14 protein-coding genes are annotated in these 20,486 nt (G+C 41.3%); 5 read left to right on the top strand and 9 right to left on the bottom strand.

Annotated elements, in window-relative coordinates:
* The first annotated feature begins 180 nt into the window (after positions 1–180).
* From dinG to rsmS, 4 genes are all read left to right on the top strand, one after another.
* Entirely contained in the window at positions 181–2,265 is a 2,085-nt protein-coding gene (dinG, locus tag PMAL9190_RS04075) for an ATP-dependent DNA helicase DinG (protein ID WP_087844030.1), read from the top strand.
* A 31-nt stretch (positions 2,266–2,296) separates the two neighbouring features.
* A complete protein-coding gene (locus tag PMAL9190_RS04080; RefSeq protein WP_087844031.1) occupies positions 2,297–3,070 on the top strand; it encodes a TSUP family transporter in 774 nt (257 codons plus the stop codon).
* A 24-nt stretch (positions 3,071–3,094) separates the two neighbouring features.
* On the top strand, positions 3,095–3,646 hold the full coding sequence (locus tag PMAL9190_RS04085; protein ID WP_087844032.1) for a primosomal replication protein: 552 nt from the start codon (positions 3,095–3,097) through the stop codon (positions 3,644–3,646).
* Between the two features lie 62 nt (positions 3,647–3,708).
* Positions 3,709–3,879: a pleiotropic regulatory protein RsmS gene (gene rsmS, locus PMAL9190_RS04090; protein WP_087844033.1), complete on the top strand. Its 171-nt coding sequence runs from the start codon at positions 3,709–3,711 to the stop codon at positions 3,877–3,879.
* A gap of 72 nt (positions 3,880–3,951) precedes the next feature.
* Here the strand turns inward: rsmS and PMAL9190_RS04095 are convergent, their stop codons facing one another.
* The 8 genes from PMAL9190_RS04095 to cobA form a co-directional block, all read right to left on the bottom strand.
* Positions 3,952–4,446, bottom strand: coding sequence for a hypothetical protein (locus PMAL9190_RS04095; protein WP_060997014.1), 495 nt, complete (start codon positions 4,444–4,446; stop codon positions 3,952–3,954).
* 447 nt (positions 4,447–4,893) lie between these two features.
* Positions 4,894–7,977: an efflux RND transporter permease subunit gene (locus PMAL9190_RS04100; protein ID WP_087844034.1), complete on the bottom strand. Its 3,084-nt coding sequence runs from the start codon at positions 7,975–7,977 to the stop codon at positions 4,894–4,896.
* The gene (locus PMAL9190_RS04105) at positions 7,974–9,065 is read right to left on the bottom strand and encodes an efflux RND transporter periplasmic adaptor subunit (RefSeq protein ID WP_235004273.1); all 1,092 of its coding nucleotides are present in this window, start codon (positions 9,063–9,065) and stop codon (positions 7,974–7,976) included. The genes PMAL9190_RS04100 and PMAL9190_RS04105 overlap by 4 nt, the downstream gene beginning before the upstream one ends.
* 133 nt (positions 9,066–9,198) lie before the next feature.
* Positions 9,199–10,944, bottom strand: coding sequence for a bifunctional protein-serine/threonine kinase/phosphatase (locus PMAL9190_RS04110; protein ID WP_087844035.1), 1,746 nt, complete (start codon positions 10,942–10,944; stop codon positions 9,199–9,201).
* Positions 10,945–10,976: 32 nt separating this feature from the next.
* Positions 10,977–12,446, bottom strand: a complete 1,470-nt coding sequence (locus PMAL9190_RS04115) for a NarK family nitrate/nitrite MFS transporter (protein WP_087844036.1) — start codon at positions 12,444–12,446, stop codon at positions 10,977–10,979.
* A 9-nt stretch (positions 12,447–12,455) separates the two neighbouring features.
* Complete coding sequence (gene nirD, locus PMAL9190_RS04120) at positions 12,456–12,803, bottom strand: nitrite reductase small subunit NirD (RefSeq protein ID WP_087844214.1); 348 nt, start codon at positions 12,801–12,803, stop codon at positions 12,456–12,458.
* Positions 12,804–12,815: 12 nt separating this feature from the next.
* Positions 12,816–15,362, bottom strand: coding sequence for a nitrite reductase large subunit NirB (gene nirB, locus PMAL9190_RS04125; RefSeq protein WP_087844037.1), 2,547 nt, complete (start codon positions 15,360–15,362; stop codon positions 12,816–12,818).
* A gap of 16 nt (positions 15,363–15,378) precedes the next feature.
* A complete protein-coding gene (gene cobA / locus PMAL9190_RS04130; RefSeq protein WP_087844038.1) occupies positions 15,379–16,254 on the bottom strand; it encodes a uroporphyrinogen-III C-methyltransferase in 876 nt (291 codons plus the stop codon).
* A gap of 429 nt (positions 16,255–16,683) precedes the next feature.
* Between cobA and PMAL9190_RS04135 the strand changes: the two genes are divergently transcribed.
* Positions 16,684–19,344 carry a nitrate reductase gene (locus tag PMAL9190_RS04135; RefSeq protein ID WP_087844039.1) on the top strand — a complete coding sequence of 887 codons (2,661 nt, stop codon included), beginning with the start codon at positions 16,684–16,686 and terminating at the stop codon, positions 19,342–19,344.
* 22 nt (positions 19,345–19,366) lie between these two features.
* Here the strand turns inward: PMAL9190_RS04135 and PMAL9190_RS04140 are convergent, their stop codons facing one another.
* Positions 19,367–20,305: a LysR substrate-binding domain-containing protein gene (locus PMAL9190_RS04140; protein WP_087844040.1), complete on the bottom strand. Its 939-nt coding sequence runs from the start codon at positions 20,303–20,305 to the stop codon at positions 19,367–19,369.
* Positions 20,306–20,486 lie beyond the last annotated feature (181 nt).

Below are 20,486 nucleotides of genomic sequence, written 5' to 3' on the forward strand. Positions count from 1 at the left end.
TATGGCCAATTTATAGATTTTAAAATGGCATAGATGAAGCAAATACAAACGCAATGTAACAGAAGTAAAAAATCGTGAGCAACCCCTCACTTTAAAACATAAATCACGTAAGTTTTGTTACCGCTCACATTTAGCGCTTCATGCTATAATGCATTTCCCGATATTTACGAAGTTTCAGTCATGCTGCATAACACCATCAAAAGCGACATTAAACAGTGTTACACCAACCTCGGTCATCAACTTGATAATTTTATTCCACGCCGTGCACAAAACTATTTAGTGGCAGAAATTGCCAAAACCCTTGCGGGTGAATACCACAAAAAAAATCGCATTCTGGTGGCTGAAGCCGGAACGGGTATCGGTAAATCTCTGGCCTATTTAATTGGTGGAATCCCTTTTGCACTGTTCAACAATAAGAAATTATTGATTTCAACGGCAACGGTGGCACTTCAAGAGCAGCTGATCACCAAAGATTTGCCACTGTTTAATCAAATTTTTCCACGTGAGTTTAGTTTTATTCTTGCCAAAGGCCGTCAACGCTATTGCTGTAACCATAAATTAGAAGCCAGCTGTTCAAGCGATAAAGACTTACAACTGGGTATGTGGGAAGAAAAGCCGAAAAAATCTGATCTCGATTTGCTCAAGCGAATGCTTAAAGCAACCGAACAAAATAAATGGGATGGTGATCGCGATAGTTGGCCAACCACAATTCCAGATAAAGTATGGCAGCAAATCATGGCAGATAAACACAGTTGCCATGCCGGAATGCCCAAACACCGTAGCTGTCCATTTGCTAAAGCACGTGAACATCTCGATAAAGCCGATGTAATTGTTGCTAACCATGCACTACTGATGGCAGATATTGAATTAGGTGGCGGCGTCATTCTGCCAGAACCTGAACAAACTATTTATGTAATAGATGAAGCCCACCATTTACCTCAAGTTGCACGTGACTTTTCATCTGCAGCTTCAAGTTTAAAAGGCGCGGCAAGTTGGCTTGAAAAGCTTAATCAAATTGTGTCTAAATTTGCAGAATTAGCCGATTATCAAAAATCAAATCGTTTCCAAAATGCGATTCACGATAATATTCAGCACTTAGTGCCAACCTTAAATCAAATTGCCAATAATATTGATGCCAGCACATTTAACAAAGATGGCGTCTATCGCTTTGAACATGGCGAGTTGCCCCAATGGCTTGAAGAAGAAGCCAAAGGCTGTAAAGAAGCCAGTAAAAAAGCCCTACAGTCACTCGGTAAAATTCAAGATCTTATCGCTGAGCGCACCAAAGAAAACATCATTATTCCGCGTTTAGGTGAGCAAGCACTTACTGAAATTGGTTTTTATTTACAACGTCTTGAAAATTTAGAAAAAGTTTGGTCATTAATGGCACAGCCAAACCATAAAAAAGGGGCGCCACTTGCTCGCTGGATAGAAAAAAGCCCTGATCGTGAAAATGACTACATCATTGAGGTGTCACCATTAGAAGTGGGTTATCGACTTGATCAATTATTATGGAGTCGTGCTGCAGGCGCTATTTTAGTCTCGGCAACCTTGCGCGCTTTGAACCAATTTAGTTTCTTTTGTCGTCAAGCAGGTATATCAGACACAGAAACTGACGGCACCCGTTTTCTAGCATTAGCATCGCCGTTTGATTATCAAAACAATGCTCGCTTAGTGATCCCAGCTTTGAAACTTGAACCTCAAGCAGAACAGTTTACTGATTTACTGATTGACGTATTACCCGAATACCTTGAAGGTGAAACCGCAAGTTTAGTGCTGTTTTCCTCTTATTGGCAGATGAACAAAGTTGCCGATGCACTGCGCCCACTGGCAAAGAAAAACAAATGGCAATTGCTGGTTCAAGGGGAAGAATCACGTAATGAAACCCTAAATAAACATAAAGAAAATTGTAAAAATGGCCTGCCAAGTATTTTATTTGGCACGGGTAGCTTCTCTGAAGGTCTTGATTTACCAGGTGATTTATTAAAAAACTTAATTATTACCAAAATTCCTTTTGCAGTGCCAACCTCACCTGTCGAAGAAGCACACGCTGAATATATAGAAAGCCGTGGAGGTAATCCTTTCTTACAAATTTCAGTTCCAGAAGCCAGCAAAAAACTGATCCAATCGGTAGGTCGATTGCTGCGAAAAGAACTCGATTCTGGTAGAGTGGTGATTTTAGATCGTCGTATTATCAATCGTCGCTATGGAAAAGCATTACTGGATTCTTTGCCTCCATTTAAACGCGTAATTGAGTACAACTAATATCATCTTAACCATAATAAAAAGCATTTAAATGATTGATATGATTGAACCAAGTATGCTGTTAATTCTTGGTATTGTTGCATTAGCTGCAGGTTTTATAGATGCAGTGGCGGGCGGAGGAGGTATGTTAACTGTTCCTGCCCTACTTTCTCTTGGATTACCACCTCATATTGCGCTTGGCACTAATAAATTAGCAGCAACATTTGCGTCATCAACAGCGGCATGGGCTTATTATAAAAAGCAGCTGTTTAGTCCCCAATTTTGGCGGGCATCTTTTGTGGCGACATTTATTGGCGCTGTTGCCGGTACAGTTATCGTTAATCTCATCAGTGGCGCTTGGCTAGAAAAAGCGCTGCCTTTAATTATTTTTGCGGTAGCAATTTATAGTTTGTGGCATCCACACCCGAACCCTGATCAAACCCAACTGCCAACCGTTAATCGCCAGTTTAGGTGTAAACAATGGTTGCAAGGTGCCAGTTTAGGTTTTTATGATGGAATCGCAGGCCCTGGTACTGGCGCATTTTGGACCGTGTCGAGCTTGGTGTTATATCGCTTAGACATGCTGCGGGCTTGTGGCCTAGCAAAAGCGATGAATTTCACCAGTAACATAACCTCATTGGTGACCTTTATTATTTTAGGTCACGTTAATATCGCATTAGGTTTAACCATGGGGATATGCTTAATGGCAGGCGCTTACCTCGGTGCACACTCAGCTATTCATTTTGGTGCTAAATTTATTCGTCCAGTCTTTATTAGCGTGGTCTTTATTCTTGCAGCTAAATTAGCTTGGCAAGCATGGTTCTAACCCAGGTGATTGATAGGTATTGCAATGATAGATCTTTCTCGACTTCAAACGCTGGTTGAACAATTACAACATCAAGCAGCTGCAACAGATCGTATTCGTGGTGAAGCACCGCGACCATTATTTGATCAACAATTATTTCGTTATCGCAGTAAGTTGCTAGTACCTTGTGTGGCAGAAATTGCTCAAGAACTCGCAATACTCCAACAAGAACAACAAACAGGAAAATTACTGCCTGAACGAACGCAGCATGTCTGTGAAAAATTAGTCGCTCAAATCCATGCCGTACAGCGGGAATTTGCCACACAACACATTCGTAAAAATGAACCTAAACAGGTAATACGTAAGCAACGTTCAATCAATCAAATATACCAAGACTTGAATCAACATCGTGATTGGGAGCGCCGTTTAAAATCGATGCTTCGCGATAAAGAGTTACTCGTTAATCGTTGCGGTTCTCAATTTGAACAACAGCAACTACAAAAAGAAGTTCTAGCATTAGAAGGACGGATCAGTCGTTGCCAAGCCGCATTAATCAAGCTTGAAGATGAAATTAACCGCCGAGAAAGAAAAGGCTAACCACTGTCATGGTATGCTCTTAACACACTACACTTAAATAACATTAAACCAGAGATTGATTAATGAGTAACGCTCCTGCATCACCTTTAGATAATGCCCCTGCTGAAATTAAACTAGCCGTTGATCTTATTTGCCTATTAGAAGATAACGCAATTGATCCACATACTGTATTATCAGCGTTAGATATTGTGCGTCGTGATTTTGAAAAGAAACTGCAACCACAATCGGCATAATTATAACGAGCAGCCATAAAAAAAGGCTGAATTAATCAGCCCTTTAAAATAGTGGTATTTCTTAAAAATAAATTAGTTAATGCCTGCACGCTTTAATAGACCAGCCATCAATGCTGAACTTGATTTCACTTGCTTTGATTTGTTTTTCAAATCTTTCGCTAGTGCTGCATCATTAATGTCATTAGCAATGAAGATCATTGATTGATACATATCACGTGGTGTTTTGATACGCTCTTTATCATTCAATGGCTTCAGCAATGTCACTACATCAGAGCCTTTCTTTTTATTTTCAGTTGTATAGCGTAAAATAGAATCAAGTAAGCGATCCATATCAACCATAAATTCAGAGTTTTCAGTACCCTGCTTTTTCATTTCTTTAAGGTTTTTCTTACGAACCTGATTAATAACAAATGCTGGTTGATTTATTTTACGGTAAGCGAAGATACCCGCTAGCACCAATAACGCTACACTACCTGCTGCAACATAACCCCAGATAGAACCTGAAGATTCAGCAACAGGCTGAGCGACAGCGGCAACGTTTGCAACAGACTCTGGTACATCAGACATATTTGTAACCTTTTACTTTAAGAATTCGGAATGCGGTGAGACCTTACCACCTACTCGATAAACTGCTATATATTTTATCAAAAATTAGTTCAAATAGGCGACAGAGCTCAAATCTATGCTCATTCTGCCGTTTTCACCACCAAAAATAAAGCACCGTTTGGTTGATTTACAACCAACCAAAGGTAACTATTTGTCTAGCAATATAAAAAGCTTGATTCAATTCAAAGTTTATTTTCTGATAAAGCATAAAACAGCTAGCAGTTATACAAATTAATCCGTTGTCAGAGTCGTCTTTTCATCCACCAGCATCAGCCCGTATATAGCGGCTTTACACATCCCCTAATGCTTAAAGTTTAGTTGGTTTTAGCAACAATGAAAGTATCAAGCTTTATATCACTAATAACAGCTAACACCACAGCCACAATCTGCAGCTGTGGCGACACGGTCTTAATCAATATGGGAAGCCGTAGCTGAGGTCTGGTTTCGTTTTAGTTTTTGCACCATCAAATATACACTTGGCACCACAAATAATGGATCAACAATACCTAATGCCATTCCTGCAATAATAATGATCCCTAGCGATCCCATCGCATTAGCGCCGGGGCCGGTTTCGCATAATAATGGTAACGTCCCTAAGATCATCGTCAATGACGTCATTAATATTGGTCTTAAACGGGTTTTGGTTGCTTCTAAAATAGCCGCTCGTGGTGATAATCCTTGTGCCTGTAATTCATTGGCAAATTCAGTAATTAATATGCCATGTTTACAAATCAAACCTATCAAAGTGACGAGCCCTATTTGCGAGTAGACATTTAAACTGTAGTCACTGCTATATAATGCCCATAACGCGACTGATAACGTAATCGGTAATGACAGCATCACCACCAGTGCATCAACCACACTCTCAAATTGCGCACTTAATACCATATAAATAAACACTAACGCTGCAATAAATACGAACAACATTTGTTGATTAGCATCTAAATATTGTTTAGCACTATCGACATAGGTATAACGCGCATTAGCTGGCAACACAGTAGGCAATAACTGATTTAAGGCGTTAATCCCCTGTCCCATGCTAACTCCCTCCGCTAATCGAATCGATAATGAAGCAGATGTGGCACGATCATATTGCTCAAGAGAACGTGGACCAAGCTTATTTTTAATCGTAATTAGCTCAGATAACGGCACTAATATGCCTTTATTATTACTGATCTTCAGTTGTTTTATCGTATTCGGCGTTAAGGTATAAGCAGAGTCTAATTGTAAATGCAGTGGATAATTAGTCCCTTGGTAGCTCATATCATTACTGAATGATTTACCGCTCATAGCTAATTTCAATACTTGCTGAATATTATGCAGTGGAACACCATACTGCGATGCCAACACACGATTAATCTCAATGCTAAATTGATTCTGATCGAACTTTAGCGCGCTTCTTGCATGATCAAACAGCGGTGATTGCTGAATCTTATGCGTAACCTCACGCATTTCTTGTGCCAGTGTTTGCTCATCAACATTACTACTAACATTGATATCAATACCATTACTGTTACCACGGCGACCGCCGCCGGTTTCAATCGCGGGGATGACACCGGTAAAGACAATATTACCGCCAACTTTTAACCGAGCATTGATCATTTCACTGATTTTTAGCGCGGATAACTTACGCTGATCCCACGGTTTTAAAGTTACAAAACCACGAATAAAATCACTACTCGCTAAAATTGCTACATGCTCAATATCAGGGATCTGGCGTAACTGTTGATTCATGTTATCAATCATTTTTTGTTCGCTAGTGTCATCACTACTACCCACTAACGGCTGAAATAAAAATATTTGTCCAGAATCTTCCGTCGGTAACATTTCTGAGGGAGTTTGCATAAATGGCCAATAGCTACTGGCTAAAACAACCACCATAATAACTAATGTTGTTTTACGATAATCAATGGTCGCTGTTAATAGCCGTTGATAAGCATGAGCCAAACGAGTTAACTGATGATTGATCCATATCTCAAACCGACCCGGTGGTTGATGGTTCATCATTTTACTGCACATCATCGGTGATAAGGTTAATGCCACTACTCCAGAGATAATCACCGTACCCGCTAAGGTAAATGCAAATTGTTGAAATAACTGTCCTGTAATACCATCAACTAACCCTACCGGAATATACACAGCAGCCAATGTCAGTGTGGTTGCAATAATTGCAAATCCAATTTGACGACAAGCAATCACGGTCGCTTTACGCACTGATGAATGATGCCGCAGTTGACGATGCACGTTCTCAACCACCACTATCGCATCATCAACCACTAACCCAACAGCTAATAACATTGCTAATAACGTTAATGAATTAATGCTAAATCCGGCCAGTTTAAGAATAATAAACGAGCACGATAAACATACGGGAATGGTCACGATTGGAATTAGCGCAATGCGTAAATTACCTAAAAACAGCCAAATCACCCCAGCTACCAACAATACCGCTAACCCAATCGCAATATAAACATCATTAAGCGAAGTAATAATAAAGGTCGATTTATCCAGTAATACTGTCGCTTTCATGCCACTTGGTAAGGTGGTCGAATTCAACAATTGATGCACTTGCTGTGATAACACTAATGGATTGGCGGTCGCGGTGTATTGTGGATTAAGTACAAATAACATCGCACTTTGCTTAGAAAAATCCACCATCGGCTTTAATTCCAACTGGCTACTTGGCGTACCAATTTCCACCGTCGCAACTTGGGATAACCGTACTGGCTGCTGCTGATACATAGCCACAATGGTATTTTTAATATCATTAAGATTGGATATTGCACCAGTAGATACCAATTGATATTGACTTTGAGACCCCGATGTTTGCCCACTAAGTGCCGTTATACTGTCAACATCAGCGATTTTATTAATGACTTTATTTAACGTTAACCCATAATGCTGCACTTTATCTGGATTAAGCGTAATCAGCACCGATTGGCCAGAACTAGGCGCAACACTCACTGATCCTGCAGCTGGTAACTGTTCTAGCTGCGGCAACAATGTATCAATACCATATTGATGAAATTCATACTCTGCTTGATGCGGCCCAGGGGTTAAGCCTATCAACATTGCAGGCATACCCTGATCATCAGATTTAGACACGCGTGGCGAAATATCATCCGGTAACTGGCTTTCTATATTGCCAATATCATTATGGATCTCACTGACTAAGGTATCAATTTCACTGTCATCAACACTGGCAGCAACGTCAATGATAATATTGCCTCGACCTTGGCGCGCGGTTGCCGATAAATGGCTGATCCCTTCTGTACCTGCAATAGCATTTTGAATTGGGATCAATACTTCAGTCATCATATTTTGTGCAGCAAGTGCACTATCATGGACTGAGACTTGAATTTTAGATTGGCTAATTTGGGGTGTATAACGCCACGGTAATTTTTGACAAAACAGTAACCCAATAAATACTGGAATCAGCCACAACACAGTACATAGCACTGGGCGGCGAAGGCAAAGCTCTGTTAATTTCATGCCTTACCTTCTTTTGAATGTGGTTGTGAAGACGATGGTGCTTGAGACTGTTTAGGAACAACAATTTCAACCTTTTGATCAGTGCGTAAATAATTTTGACCATTAACAACCAGTTGTTCTCCTGCTGCTAAACCAGAAATTATTTGTACATAACCATCATAATATTCACCAACTTTAACATCCCGTAAACGCGCTTTTTTATCCTCTACGATAAATGCCTGTGCGCCTTGTATATTGGTCATTAACGCTGATGTTGGAATCGTTACTTGATGAGGTAATAGCTGCGTTTTTTGAACAACTTTAATATTTTGTCCTGGAGAGAATGGCGCATCAGGCGGTAATTGCGCTTTTAATGTCACTAGTCCCGTTACCGTATTAGGTGCAATGTAGTCTACCGTAGCAGTAACCTTAGTCGTAGGATCTAATTCTGATTGCACCAACACTTGCTGGCCTAATTTATACTCAGGGCGTTGTTGTGCTGGTAGTTGATATTCGACTGTGAGTTGGTGCGGGGAGTATAACGTTGCGATGCTATTACCGACGGTGACCACATCACCAACATGGAAATCAGTCTGACTGATCACGCCATCAAACGGCGCTTTTATGGCCAGTTCGGTTAATAAGGTTTTATCTTGCGCTAACTGGGCTAATGCCTGTTTATAACTACTTTCACTATCATCATAACTGCTACGAGAAATAACGCCCTTAGCACTTAATTGCGTTTGGCGTTGCCAGGTAGATTTTGCTGCCGCCAATAATGCTTGATCATGGGCCACTTTTGCTGTGGCTACACGGGGATCTAACTGCACTAATCGTTGTCCTTTGACAACTGTCTGCCCTTCAGTGAACAAAATAGCGGTTATTTTATTGGTTTGTAGACTTTTTAGCGTCACAACATTATGGCTATTAATCACGCCATAGCCTGTTACTTGCTTAACCAATGTACGTGCATTAATCGTTTGGGTTTCAACTTGTGCCACAGCTGCAGTTGGTTTTTTAGCCGCTAAATTAGCGCCACTATCGCAACCTGTAATAACGGATGCTAAAGCAGTTATTACTACCATTGAAATGACTGTTCGTTTTATCATGATCTACTTCCTAGAACATTAAACAACATGCGCTAGGATCAACCAGCACCATATATTCTCATAAGGAATACAATACTAGCAAAGCTATTTTTTCGAATATATGGCGATCCCTCACCTTTACGCTGTTTTACATTTAGGTCGCTAAAAAAGCTTGTAGCATGATAATTACCGCTAATATTAGGCTAATAGATTGCCATAATAACAAAGGGTTACGCTCAATTAATGGCTGTTGCATCATTGTCGGTAATGATGCTGGAGTGGTTAATGCTATGACTAATTCAGAAAGGGCTTGATAACGATATTGCGCATATGGATGACAACTTTTCTTGAGGCTCACATCTAACCATAACGGTAAATCTGCACGATAATGGTTGAGTGATGTATAGTTCATCTTGATAGCAATAGGTACGCTACTATGAGGTGTTAAACGTGGATAAGGTAATGATCCGGTTAGCATTTCATAAATAACAACTGCAACTGAAAACTGCTCACTCAACATTGATGGTTTACCACCAGCATGACACTCAGGAGCGAGATAATTTAAATCCCCTCGAGGATGGTAATGAGTCTGTGCTAAGTCTAGCTCTTGATAGCCATTGATCCACGCACTGCCAAAATCAATCAGCGTCACTCTACAATCAGAACCTAATATAATATTTTCAGGCTTGATATCGGCATGATAAATACCTTGTCGTTGTAAAGTTCGTACTACTGCCACAATTTCAGTAACAATCACTCGCACAGTCGCCAAGGGGGGATTAGGATTATCTATCATCCACTGCCGCAGTGTAGAACCTTCAAGATATTCACACACATGATAGAGAAACGCTGATTGGGCATTATGATTAAATATTGGCATTATTCCATCAAACTGACATTGTCGTCCTAGCCAACCTTCACGCACAAAACAATCAAGGTATTGGACATCATCAACCATATTGGGCGATGGCATTTTTAATACATAATAATTGTTATCATCATTCGACTTAGCCAAGTAAATATGACTTCGACAGCCTGCATCAAGAATACGGCAAATAACAAATTGATCGATTCGTTGCCCAACATTAAGTGCAGCCGGAATAGTTTTATACCGACACGCCGCTAAAATTTCATCAGCAGCAGGCAAAGGTAGCGCTGCAATCTCTAGCACCACACAACTGGCATTATCTTGTGCTCCTTGTTGCTGGGCATTCGTGACTAACTGACGCGCTTGCCGCTCTAAACACTGTTGCTGTTGTAAGCCAAATAATAGAGGTTCAGTCGTCATCGTGGTTGCCATTGATTGTTCAATATCACCAACATCATGCACACCGTCAGTGGTCATCACGAGCTTATCACCGACATTTAACGCGATGGTTTGATAATCCACTTGTAGGTGCGAATCCATTCCTAGTGCACGAGTAAGATAGTGTTGACCATCATGATGATTGCGGCGGTGATCTTGAGTTAAGCAACAACAATTGCTATCACGCCATAAATACACTCGGCAATCACCAATATGAAAGATATGCGCCGTATTGGATTTAATGATCACCACTGAAAAAGAGCTCACAGCAGCATCTTGCGGTAGTCCTGCTTGGTGGCCATCATCAAATAGCCATGAATTAAGCGTATTTAATACCGAAGAAGCAGCTTGCTTAACCGATAACGTGGTGGCGGTCGCTAAATAATCTTCAATAAAATGAACAACACTCAATTGGCTGGCGATATAACTGCGATGACTACAACTAACACCATCAGCAATACACGCCACCACCCCTTTATGTTGTAACTCTAGCGTTTTTGAGGGGGATAACACCGCAAAGGCATCCTGATTTTGCTGCTTTTTTCCTACATCAGAATAGCCGCCATAACCTACCGACAGATTAGTTACCGTCATGATATTCCTTATTGAATGACTCGGTTATGCCACTAACTAACATCAATTAAGGTCACGCTACCATCATCATTGATCTCGGCCATTGTGCCTGATGGCTCCTGCAGTGCTAATAACGCCACAAAACCTAAGATAGCGGTTAATGCAATAATGACAAAAAAAGTACTGTATTCAACCACCGATAAAATAGTCAGATAACACACCGCACCAACATTACCGTACGCGCCTGTCATGCCTGCAATTTGGCCTGTCATGCGGCGTTTAATTAATGGCACCACTGCAAATACCGCTCCTTCTCCTGACTGAACAAAGAACGAACAAATCATTGCCGCTAATATCGCAATCCATAATGACCAACTGGCATTAATATTCGCCATCAACAAATATCCGATAGCCAAACCGGCGGTTAAAATTAGTAAGGTTGATTTACGGCCAAATCTATCCGACAACCAGCCACCACTAGGGCGAGAAACTAAATTCATAAACGCATAAGAAGATGCAACCATACCCGCCATCACTGGGGGTAAAGTAAAGATGTCAGCAAAAAATAATGGCAACATCGATACCACCGCTAACTCCGAACCAAAAGTAGTGAAATACAACACATTAAGCACTGCAACTTGCCGAAAAGAATAGCGATGAATGGCGGCTACAGGCTTGATTAACATTTGTCGATTAGCTCGCCACAGTTGTTTAATATCAAATAAATACAACCCAACCAAAACGATATAAATACCACAACTAATATCAGCATTTAACATACCAATCGCTGGCGATGACAGCTTCCACGCCAATAACCCCATCGCGGCATACATGGGGATTTTCATAACCGTTAATAGCCATAAATCTCCGCGTGATGTCACTTCCATTGCACCAACATGATGAGATTTATAATAGGTTGCACCTTGGGGAGTATCTGTCACTGTCCAATAAAATATCACCCCAAAAATAACGCTTAATCCACCTGTTACTGCCATCGCATAACGCCAACCATCATCACCACCGAACCATAATGCTAACGTTGGTAATGTAAATGCCGCTGCCGCAGAGCCAAAATTGCCCCAGCCACCATAAATACCTTCCGCAGTGCCTAATTCATGATGGGGAAACCACTCCGACACTAATCGAATCCCAATCACAAACCCTGCACCTATAAAACCGAGCGCAAAACGGGCAAGAGCGGCTTGCATAAACGTGGTTGAAAATGCAAAAACAAAACAAGGAATCGCACACAGTACTAATAACAAACTGTACACAAGCCGTGGGCCATATCTATCGGTAAGCATGCCAACCACGACTCGCGCAGGAATGGTTAATGCAACATTTAATATTAATAAGGTTTTTATTTGTTCCGTGGTTAGGCCTAACGAGGTTTTTACCGCTTGCAGCAAGGGCGCAAAATTAAACCACACCATAAATGTAATAAAAAAAGCCAGCCAACTTATATGAAGTATTTTCATTTTGCCGCGAAAAGAGAACAAATTAAACTTGTGATAATTCGACATGATTGCTCCCTATTTACCCAGTAAAGAAACGACCAATTGCACCTGAACATTACCGTGATAACGGCGCACAGGGTATGTCGGTACTAGCGTTTCAGCCAGCTCGACACATTGGCCAGTTTCAAGACAAAAATGCTGCTTATATAATGGTGACGCTACCACTACAGTGCCATTTAATGAGCCAACAATCCCCCGTGACAACACGTTCGCTTTGCCGATGGGATCATAATTATTAATCGCATAGAGGCTATTATTATGACCACATAGAAACAGCGCTATCTGATAGCCATTCACCAATGCACAGACTCCGGCATCAAGGAATAAATCATTTTCATTACACACAGTAATCCATTGATTGATCATTATTTATCCTTATTCGGTAATATTAACAATTGCAATCGAATCTGCGCTTTTAGGCCATATCATTGGCGCTCGTTGCTGACGAACGGTGTGATATAGCAACCCCAAATCAGGCTGACGACTATTAATGAAATGTTGAAACCGACGCAACTCTTGTGGTGACTCAAGGGTGGTTTTCCACTCACATTGGTAATGACTCAAACTGGTTGCCATATCTTGCTCAAGTTCCGCATTAATCGTTAACGCATCATCAATCACCACTTGGCGTAAATAATCAATGCCACCGTCAAGGTTTTCTAACCATACCGAGGTCCGTTGCAACCTATCGGCAGTGCGAATATAAAACATCAAAATACGGTCGATATAGCGAATTAAAGTATCGCTATCAATGTTTGAGGCAAACAAATCGCCATGACGTGGCCGCATGCCGCCATTACCCGCAATATATAAATTCCAGCCATTTTCAGTAGCAATTACGCCAATGTCTTTAGATTGCGCTTCTGCACATTCACGGGTACAACCAGAAACAGCAAACTTAAGCTTATGCGGCGAACGTAAACCCTTGTAGCGATTTTCAAGATCGATCGCAAACGCCATGCTATCTGCCATGCCATAACGGCACCATGTTGATCCAACACATGATTTTACGGTGCGTACTGATTTGCCATAAGCGTGTCCAGTTTCAAAACCCGCATCCACTAATAATCGCCAAATTTGCGGTAATTGATGTAACTGGGCGCCAAATAAATCAATTCGTTGGCCCCCGGTTATTTTGGTATACAGTTTAAATTGTTGCGCAACTTGGCCTAAAATAATTAATTTTTCAGGGGTAATTTCACCGGCAGGAATACGCGGCACAACCGAATAAGTACCGTCTTTTTGCATGTTGCCAAGATAAATATCATTAGTATCTTGCAAGCCGACATGTTGTGGATCCAAAATATAATCATTCCAAAATGAAGCTAAAATTGAACTAACGGCAGGCTTACAAATATCACAGCCTAATCCTGAACCATATTCAGTTAATAGAGCACTAAAGGTTTTAATTTTTTTAACTCTAATAATGTCGGCTAACTGCTGGCGACTATAGCTAAAATGCTCACATAAATGGTGATTCACTTGATGACCTAACGCTGCTAATTCAGTTTGCATAATTTGTTTAGCAAAACTAACACAACCGCCGCAACCTGTACTGGCCTTAGTGATGGTTTTAAGCTCAGCCATATCACGACAACCATTAGCAACTGCTTGACGAATATGGCCTTTCGTCACATCAAAACATGAGCATACTTGCGCCTCATCACCAAGTAGATCATCACTTACGGTCAGTTGAGCACTCGCCGCTAACGCCTTTGGCATTAATAATAACGACGCTGGGGTGGGTAATGGCTGCTGATTGAGTGTTAGTTGTAATAGTTGCGAATACTGTTCAACATTACCGACTAATACTGCCCCAACTAATCTATCACCTTGCTTGGAGACAATGATCCGTTGGTAACTTTGCTCAATATCATGAGATAACGTAAACACTTGAGCAGCATCAACATCATGATGAACGTCACCGATACTGGCGACATCAACCCCTAATAATTTCAATTTGGTGCTCATGTCGGCACCCGTAAATGCCGCCTCAATACCGCATACCGTCGACGCTGCCACCCGTGCCATTTTATAGCCCGGTGCTACTAACCCAAAAATACGGTTATTCCATAACGCACACTCACCAATGGCATAAATATCAGCATCACTGGTCTGGCATTGATCATTAATCACAACCCCACCACGCTCACCCACTGTCAGCCCCGCTTGTTTTGCTAGCGTATCTTGCGGGCGAATACCTGCTGAGAAAACCACCATATCTGTTTCTAATTCAGTGCCATCGGCAAAAATAAGTTTATAACGGCAGTGATCACCAGTGACGATTTTCTCGGTTGCTTTACTGGTATGGACATGTACACCTAATGCTTCAATTTTTTGCCGTAATACCGCGCCGCCGCCTTCATCTAACTGTACCGCCATTAACTGCGATGCAAACTCAACCACATGGGTTTCCAAGGCCATATTTTGCAGCGCATTTGCCGCTTCCAGTCCAAGTAAACCACCACCAATCACCACTCCAACTCGACTGCTTTTACCTGATGCCGCAATGGCCTTTAAATCATTAATGGTGCGATAGACATGACAATGTTGACCATCATTACCCGTAATCGGGGGTACAAAGGGGTATGATCCTGTAGCCAAGATCAACTGATCATAATCAATCTTTTTCCCCTGCGTGGTAACAACGTATTTATGCTCTCGATCAATGGCTGTCACTTGTTGATTAACATGATAACCAACCCCAGCTTGTTGATACTCAACCTCATCGGCAAGGGCTAAATCTGCCGCTGTTTTACCGCTGAAATAATGACTCAGTTGCACTCGATCATAGGCTAAGCGATCTTCTGCAGAGAAAGTCACCAACTTGATGTTATTAGCACTATCAAGGGCTAATACCTGCTCAATAAAATGATGCCCAACCATGCCATTACCAACAATAACCACGCGCTTTTTATTCATGTTACTCTCCCTGTATTTATGCCAACTGCTGATGTTTATTCATCGATATCAGCGCATCCATTTGAGGTTGATACCATGCCAAACTGTCACTTAAACTCACTACCTCACCAACAATAATTAATGCTGGAGAACAAACTTGATGACGGTTAACTTGCTCGGTTAAGGTCGTTAATGTCGCGCTAATGAGTCGTTGTTCAGCAGTGCAGCCTTTTTCTATTATTGCAGCAGGTGTTGCCGCCTTTAATCCTGCCAACACTAATTGCTGACAGATCAGATCAACTTTGGATAATCCCATATAAAACACTAAGGTATGGTTGAGATTGGCTAATGCTTGCCATTGAATATCAGGATCTTTTTCGGCGTGAACCGTGACTAGCGTGCACCCTTGAGACACACCGCGATGGGTCAGTGGAATGCCCGCATAGGCACAACACCCACTAGCGGCAGTAATACCCGGTACAACATCGACCTTGATGCTATGCTGACGTAAATAGTGTATTTCCTCACCACCACGACCAAACACAAATGCATCGCCACCTTTAAGGCGACACACGTGTTTTCCTTGTTGGGCTAACCGCACTAATAACTGATTAATTCCAGTCTGAGTCATGCTTTGTTGGCCTTTGGCTTTGCCGACACATAAGGTTTGGCTGCGCGCTGGAATCAACGCCATAATCGCCGCACTGACTAAGCGGTCGTAAACCACTACATCTGCTTGCTCAAGAGTTTTTAACGCTTTTAATGTTAATAAATCAGGATCCCCAGGCCCTGCACCGACTAACGTCACTGTTCCTGAGTGAGACAGACTATTCTTCGATTGTATTACCTGACACCATTGAATCTCAGCGTCATTAGTCACTAACGAATATTGTTGCGGCTGCAATGGTTTCATTGTTCACCTCTTATTTTAAAATCATCATTACTTTTATTTTTATTTCATGTTGTTATTTGAGACTGTTATTTATTCAGCAATGTTAATGCCAGCCTGCATTTAAAAATAAATAAAATCATCAAGCATATGAATTAGAAAAGTAAATAACAATTAATTACCAACAAAGATGGCCTAATTTAAAATATATTGAAAACAATAAACACCGTGATGGTGCATGACTAATCTACCGTTGCACCAAAATGATTAATGTTAAATGATCATAAAATAGAATAACGGCAAAGCCAACAGCCAAGCAGAAACATACATAATCAAACACTTAAAAACAAAGAATGCCATATAATTAATATTTAATCACTGTTGGTATATATGTTGCCTGTAATTAATCACGATCATCTATTGTAGTTATATTAATAAAGGGAGCCGTCATCAATGAATAAACAAAGCTCATGGACAAAATCAACCTGTGCTTATTGTGGTGTCGGCTGTGGAATAAAGTCGCGTATCAATAATGATGGTCAACTCGATATAAAAGGTGACGAACAACACCCTGCCAATAAAGGTAAACTGTGTGCAAAAGCATTAACGTTGGCAGAAACTCTCACTATTAATAACCGTATGCTAACGCCACAAATATTAAATCAGCCGGTGAGCTGGAACCAAGCTTTAAATGAAACAGCAAATCAGCTTCAGAATATTATTGATAACCATGGCCCTGATGCGATTGCGTTTTATGTTTCCGGACAATTACTCACCGAAGATTATTATGTAATAAATAAATTAGCGAAAGGCTTTATTGGCACCGCTAATATTGATACCAATTCGCGTTTATGTATGTCATCAGCCGTCGCTGGGCATCAACGGGCATTTGGTGAAGATTGTGTTGCAGGCTGTTACGATGATTTAGAAGCCGCTGAAGTGGTTATTTTAACAGGCTCGAACCTTGCGTGGTGTCATCCGGTGCTTTTTCAGCGTCTTAAACAAGCACAACAACAGCATAATACTAAAATTGTGGTGATTGATCCGCGCCATACTGCCAGTTGTGAGATTGCTGATTTACACCTTTCCATCACCGCAGGCAGTGATGTGGCACTATTTAATGGTTTACTCAGTTACTTACATAGCAATGACTATGTTGATCAACACTATATCGATACCCATACCAACAATATTACGGCCGCATTAACAACAGCAACCGCTTTAGATCAACAACAGGTAAGCCAATTAACCGGACTCAGTGAGCAGCAACTGCACAGCTTCTATCAGCTATTTGCCACTCATTCACGTACTGTGACGCTATATTCTCAAGGCGTAAACCAATCGGTATCAGGCACAGATAAAGTCAATGCGATCATCAACTGCCATTTAGCGACAGGAAGAATAGGTAAACTCGGTGCGACCGCTTTCTCTATTACGGGTCAACCTAATGCGATGGGCGGACGTGAAGTCGGCGGCTTAGCCACCACCTTAGCGGCGCACCTCTGTTTTGAACATCACGATCATTGGCAGTTACTCAGTGATTTTTGGCAAACCGACACACTTGCCACTCGACCAGGACTTAAAGCGGTTGATATGTTTGATGCGATTGCCAATGGATCAATAAAAGCGGTATGGATCATCGCCACCAATCCTGCCGCTAGCTTACCTAACAGCAATAAAATCAATCAAGCACTGGCTCAATGTCCGTGTGTGATCGTCTCAGATTGTGTCGATGATAACGATACACTGCGCCATGCTACGATCAAACTTCCGGCTCAAGGTTGGAGTGAAAAGTCAGGCACTGTCACCAATTCTGAGCGCTGTATTTCCCGTCAACGACGTTTAGTTCCCACTCAAGGCGAAGCCAAGCCTGATTGGTGGATAGTCACTCAGATCGCACAAAGAATGGGATTTGAAAACCAGTTTAATTACACTAATGAAGCCCAAATCTTTGCCGAACATGTTGCATTAACGGCAACCAACAATCACTCGACTCAAAGCCCACGCTTGCTTAACCTTAGCGGACTAAGCAACTTAACCGCTACCGAGTATGATCATTTATTGCCGCAACAATGGCCAATTAATGGTGATAATAGTAACCCGCAGCGATTATTTAGTGACGGTATTTTTCCAACTCAAGATGGGCGCGCGTGTTTTATTGCAACCCCTTATCGCCCAGTGATAACCCACGCTTCAGCGGCTTATCCCTTATTACTCAATACTGGCAGAATTCGAGATCAATGGCATACCATGACACGCACCGGGCTTGCGGCCTCGCTAGCTGATCATATTCAACAACCATTGATATCAGTACACCCAACAGATGCCAATCACTACCAAGTTATTAATAATCAATTAGTAACGGTAACCAGCCACTACGGCGAAGCTATTTTTCGAGTCCGTATTACTACCGATGTCAAACCTCAACAGGTATTTATCGCCATTCATTGGACTCAGCAGACTTCATCAGCAGGCAGTGTTTGCGCGCTTATTGGTGAACACCGCGATTCGATTTCAGGACAGCCACAATATAAAGCGACCGCCGTTCAACTGTCACCACTCACTTACACCACCGATGCTATTTTAACGACCACCACCGCAATCGCAGCAACTGAGCTTAGTGCATCAACAGCACTCTATTGGGTATGTAAAAAAGTCGCAGCCGGTTATCAATATTTTATCAGCTCAAACCTGACATCAAGCGCCTTAGAGCAAATATTAATGGCTCATTTCATGCCTTTGACGCAACACAACTTACGAGCCATTACTCACAACAGCCGCCGTGCTGTAGTATTTAACAATAATAGTTGCCTAGCCTCTGTGGTTATTCATCCCCATAATAGCCATCGTTACTGCACCATATCGGCAAACATTATTGGTAATGACGTTAACGATATTAACGTTCATCAGTTCCTTAACGGTGAAGATAAGCTTACCGCCTCTGATATTGTTTGTGTTTGTAAGCAAATAACGAAACAACAACTTATTAATACGATCACCAATAATAAAATACAGGATCTATCGACATTATGTCGTATAACAACCGCAGGTACAGGCTGTGGTGGCTGTTGCCATGATATAGAAACCGTGCTCAGCACCACCGACGTTAATTAGATTTAACCATAACGATTATTGTTTATTTAATATTACGTAATGTGTTCACTTTAGTTTGAATTAACTGCTTTATTAATTCAGATAACCACCTAATACGCGAATGGTGACTATCACGTTTTAAAGTCACCATTTCGATATTAAAGTCGGGAATCTCAATCGGTGGCGTGCACAAAGTTAAACTGTCATCAATCAGATCAGAACGACCGACCATTTCAGCCATTACTGCAACCATCTTTCTACCAACTAACATTCGTCTAACGGTCAAGAATCGAGTCGTGCCTAAAACCACATTTCGCTTTACACCTAATGTCGCCAAAGTTTTATCTACTTGAGTGGTTAAACATTCATTAGCAGTCACAATAATTTGCGGAGTATTTAAATAGGTTGGTAGATCAATCGGGACTTGAATTTGCATCACACTATTATCAAAAGTACACAGATGCTGCTCACGGTACAAAAATGTCGTTAATACATGCTCGGGTAAATCATTAAACACCCCAATGCAAACATCGGTGTTATGTGCTGTTAATAAATCAACGCAATTCTCACTATCAACAGGTTTAAAAATCACTTTCGCTGCGGGTGCGAGTTGCTGCAATGTATCAAAAATATCAGGACCAAATATTTGCTCGGCATAATCACTGACACCAATAATAAACTTCCCTTCATAGCTATGTGGCTCAAACACGGCTGACGGCAAAATATCTTGACTAAAAATAGCAAGAATCATCGCCACTTTAGGCGCGACTTCTTGCGCTCTGGTTGTCGGTGACATTTGATTGCCTACCCGCTCAAACAACGGATCTTGTAATAATTCTCGCAGCCGTTTTAAATTATAACTGGTTGCAGGCTGACCTAAATGCAGCTGTTTCGAGGCTGCAGAAACACTTTTAAAACGGTATAACGCATCAAATGTTAGTAATAAATTGAGATCTACGCCACGCCAATTAATTTCTTTCATCGTGATTTCAGCCGCTAAAGGTTATCGAATTCACTAATAGTAATTATAAAAACGTTCAATTTAAATGATAACTATAAAAACAATATACTTATCGCTATTCCCCAAACGGTTTCTATCATCTCGCGCGAATAAGATCACAAACTGAGGTTACTCGATTGTGGAATAAGCTTTGGTTTAATAA

This window comes from Photobacterium malacitanum (genome assembly GCF_900185615.1).
GTDB lineage: Bacteria > Pseudomonadota > Gammaproteobacteria > Enterobacterales > Vibrionaceae > Photobacterium > Photobacterium malacitanum.

What these genes read in the sequence shown, in the direction of transcription:
- PMAL9190_RS04115 (WP_087844036.1), bottom strand. Translation starts at nt 12,446, where the DNA reads ATGTCGAATTATCACAAGTTTAATTTGTTCTCTTTTCGCGGCAAAATG.
- PMAL9190_RS04140 (WP_087844040.1), bottom strand. Translation starts at nt 20,305, where the DNA reads ATGAAAGAAATTAATTGGCGTGGCGTAGATCTCAATTTATTACTAACA.
- PMAL9190_RS04080 (WP_087844031.1), top strand. Translation starts at nt 2,297, where the DNA reads ATGATTGATATGATTGAACCAAGTATGCTGTTAATTCTTGGTATTGTT.
- nirB (WP_087844037.1), bottom strand. Translation starts at nt 15,362, where the DNA reads ATGAATAAAAAGCGCGTGGTTATTGTTGGTAATGGCATGGTTGGGCAT.
- dinG (WP_087844030.1), top strand. Translation starts at nt 181, where the DNA reads ATGCTGCATAACACCATCAAAAGCGACATTAAACAGTGTTACACCAAC.
- PMAL9190_RS04085 (WP_087844032.1), top strand. Translation starts at nt 3,095, where the DNA reads ATGATAGATCTTTCTCGACTTCAAACGCTGGTTGAACAATTACAACAT.
- PMAL9190_RS04095 (WP_060997014.1), bottom strand. Translation starts at nt 4,446, where the DNA reads ATGTCTGATGTACCAGAGTCTGTTGCAAACGTTGCCGCTGTCGCTCAG.
- PMAL9190_RS04100 (WP_087844034.1), bottom strand. Translation starts at nt 7,977, where the DNA reads ATGAAATTAACAGAGCTTTGCCTTCGCCGCCCAGTGCTATGTACTGTG.
- PMAL9190_RS04110 (WP_087844035.1), bottom strand. Translation starts at nt 10,944, where the DNA reads ATGACGGTAACTAATCTGTCGGTAGGTTATGGCGGCTATTCTGATGTA.
- PMAL9190_RS04135 (WP_087844039.1), top strand. Translation starts at nt 16,684, where the DNA reads ATGAATAAACAAAGCTCATGGACAAAATCAACCTGTGCTTATTGTGGT.
- rsmS (WP_087844033.1), top strand. Translation starts at nt 3,709, where the DNA reads ATGAGTAACGCTCCTGCATCACCTTTAGATAATGCCCCTGCTGAAATT.
- cobA (WP_087844038.1), bottom strand. Translation starts at nt 16,254, where the DNA reads ATGAAACCATTGCAGCCGCAACAATATTCGTTAGTGACTAATGACGCT.
- PMAL9190_RS04105 (WP_235004273.1), bottom strand. Translation starts at nt 9,065, where the DNA reads ATGATAAAACGAACAGTCATTTCAATGGTAGTAATAACTGCTTTAGCA.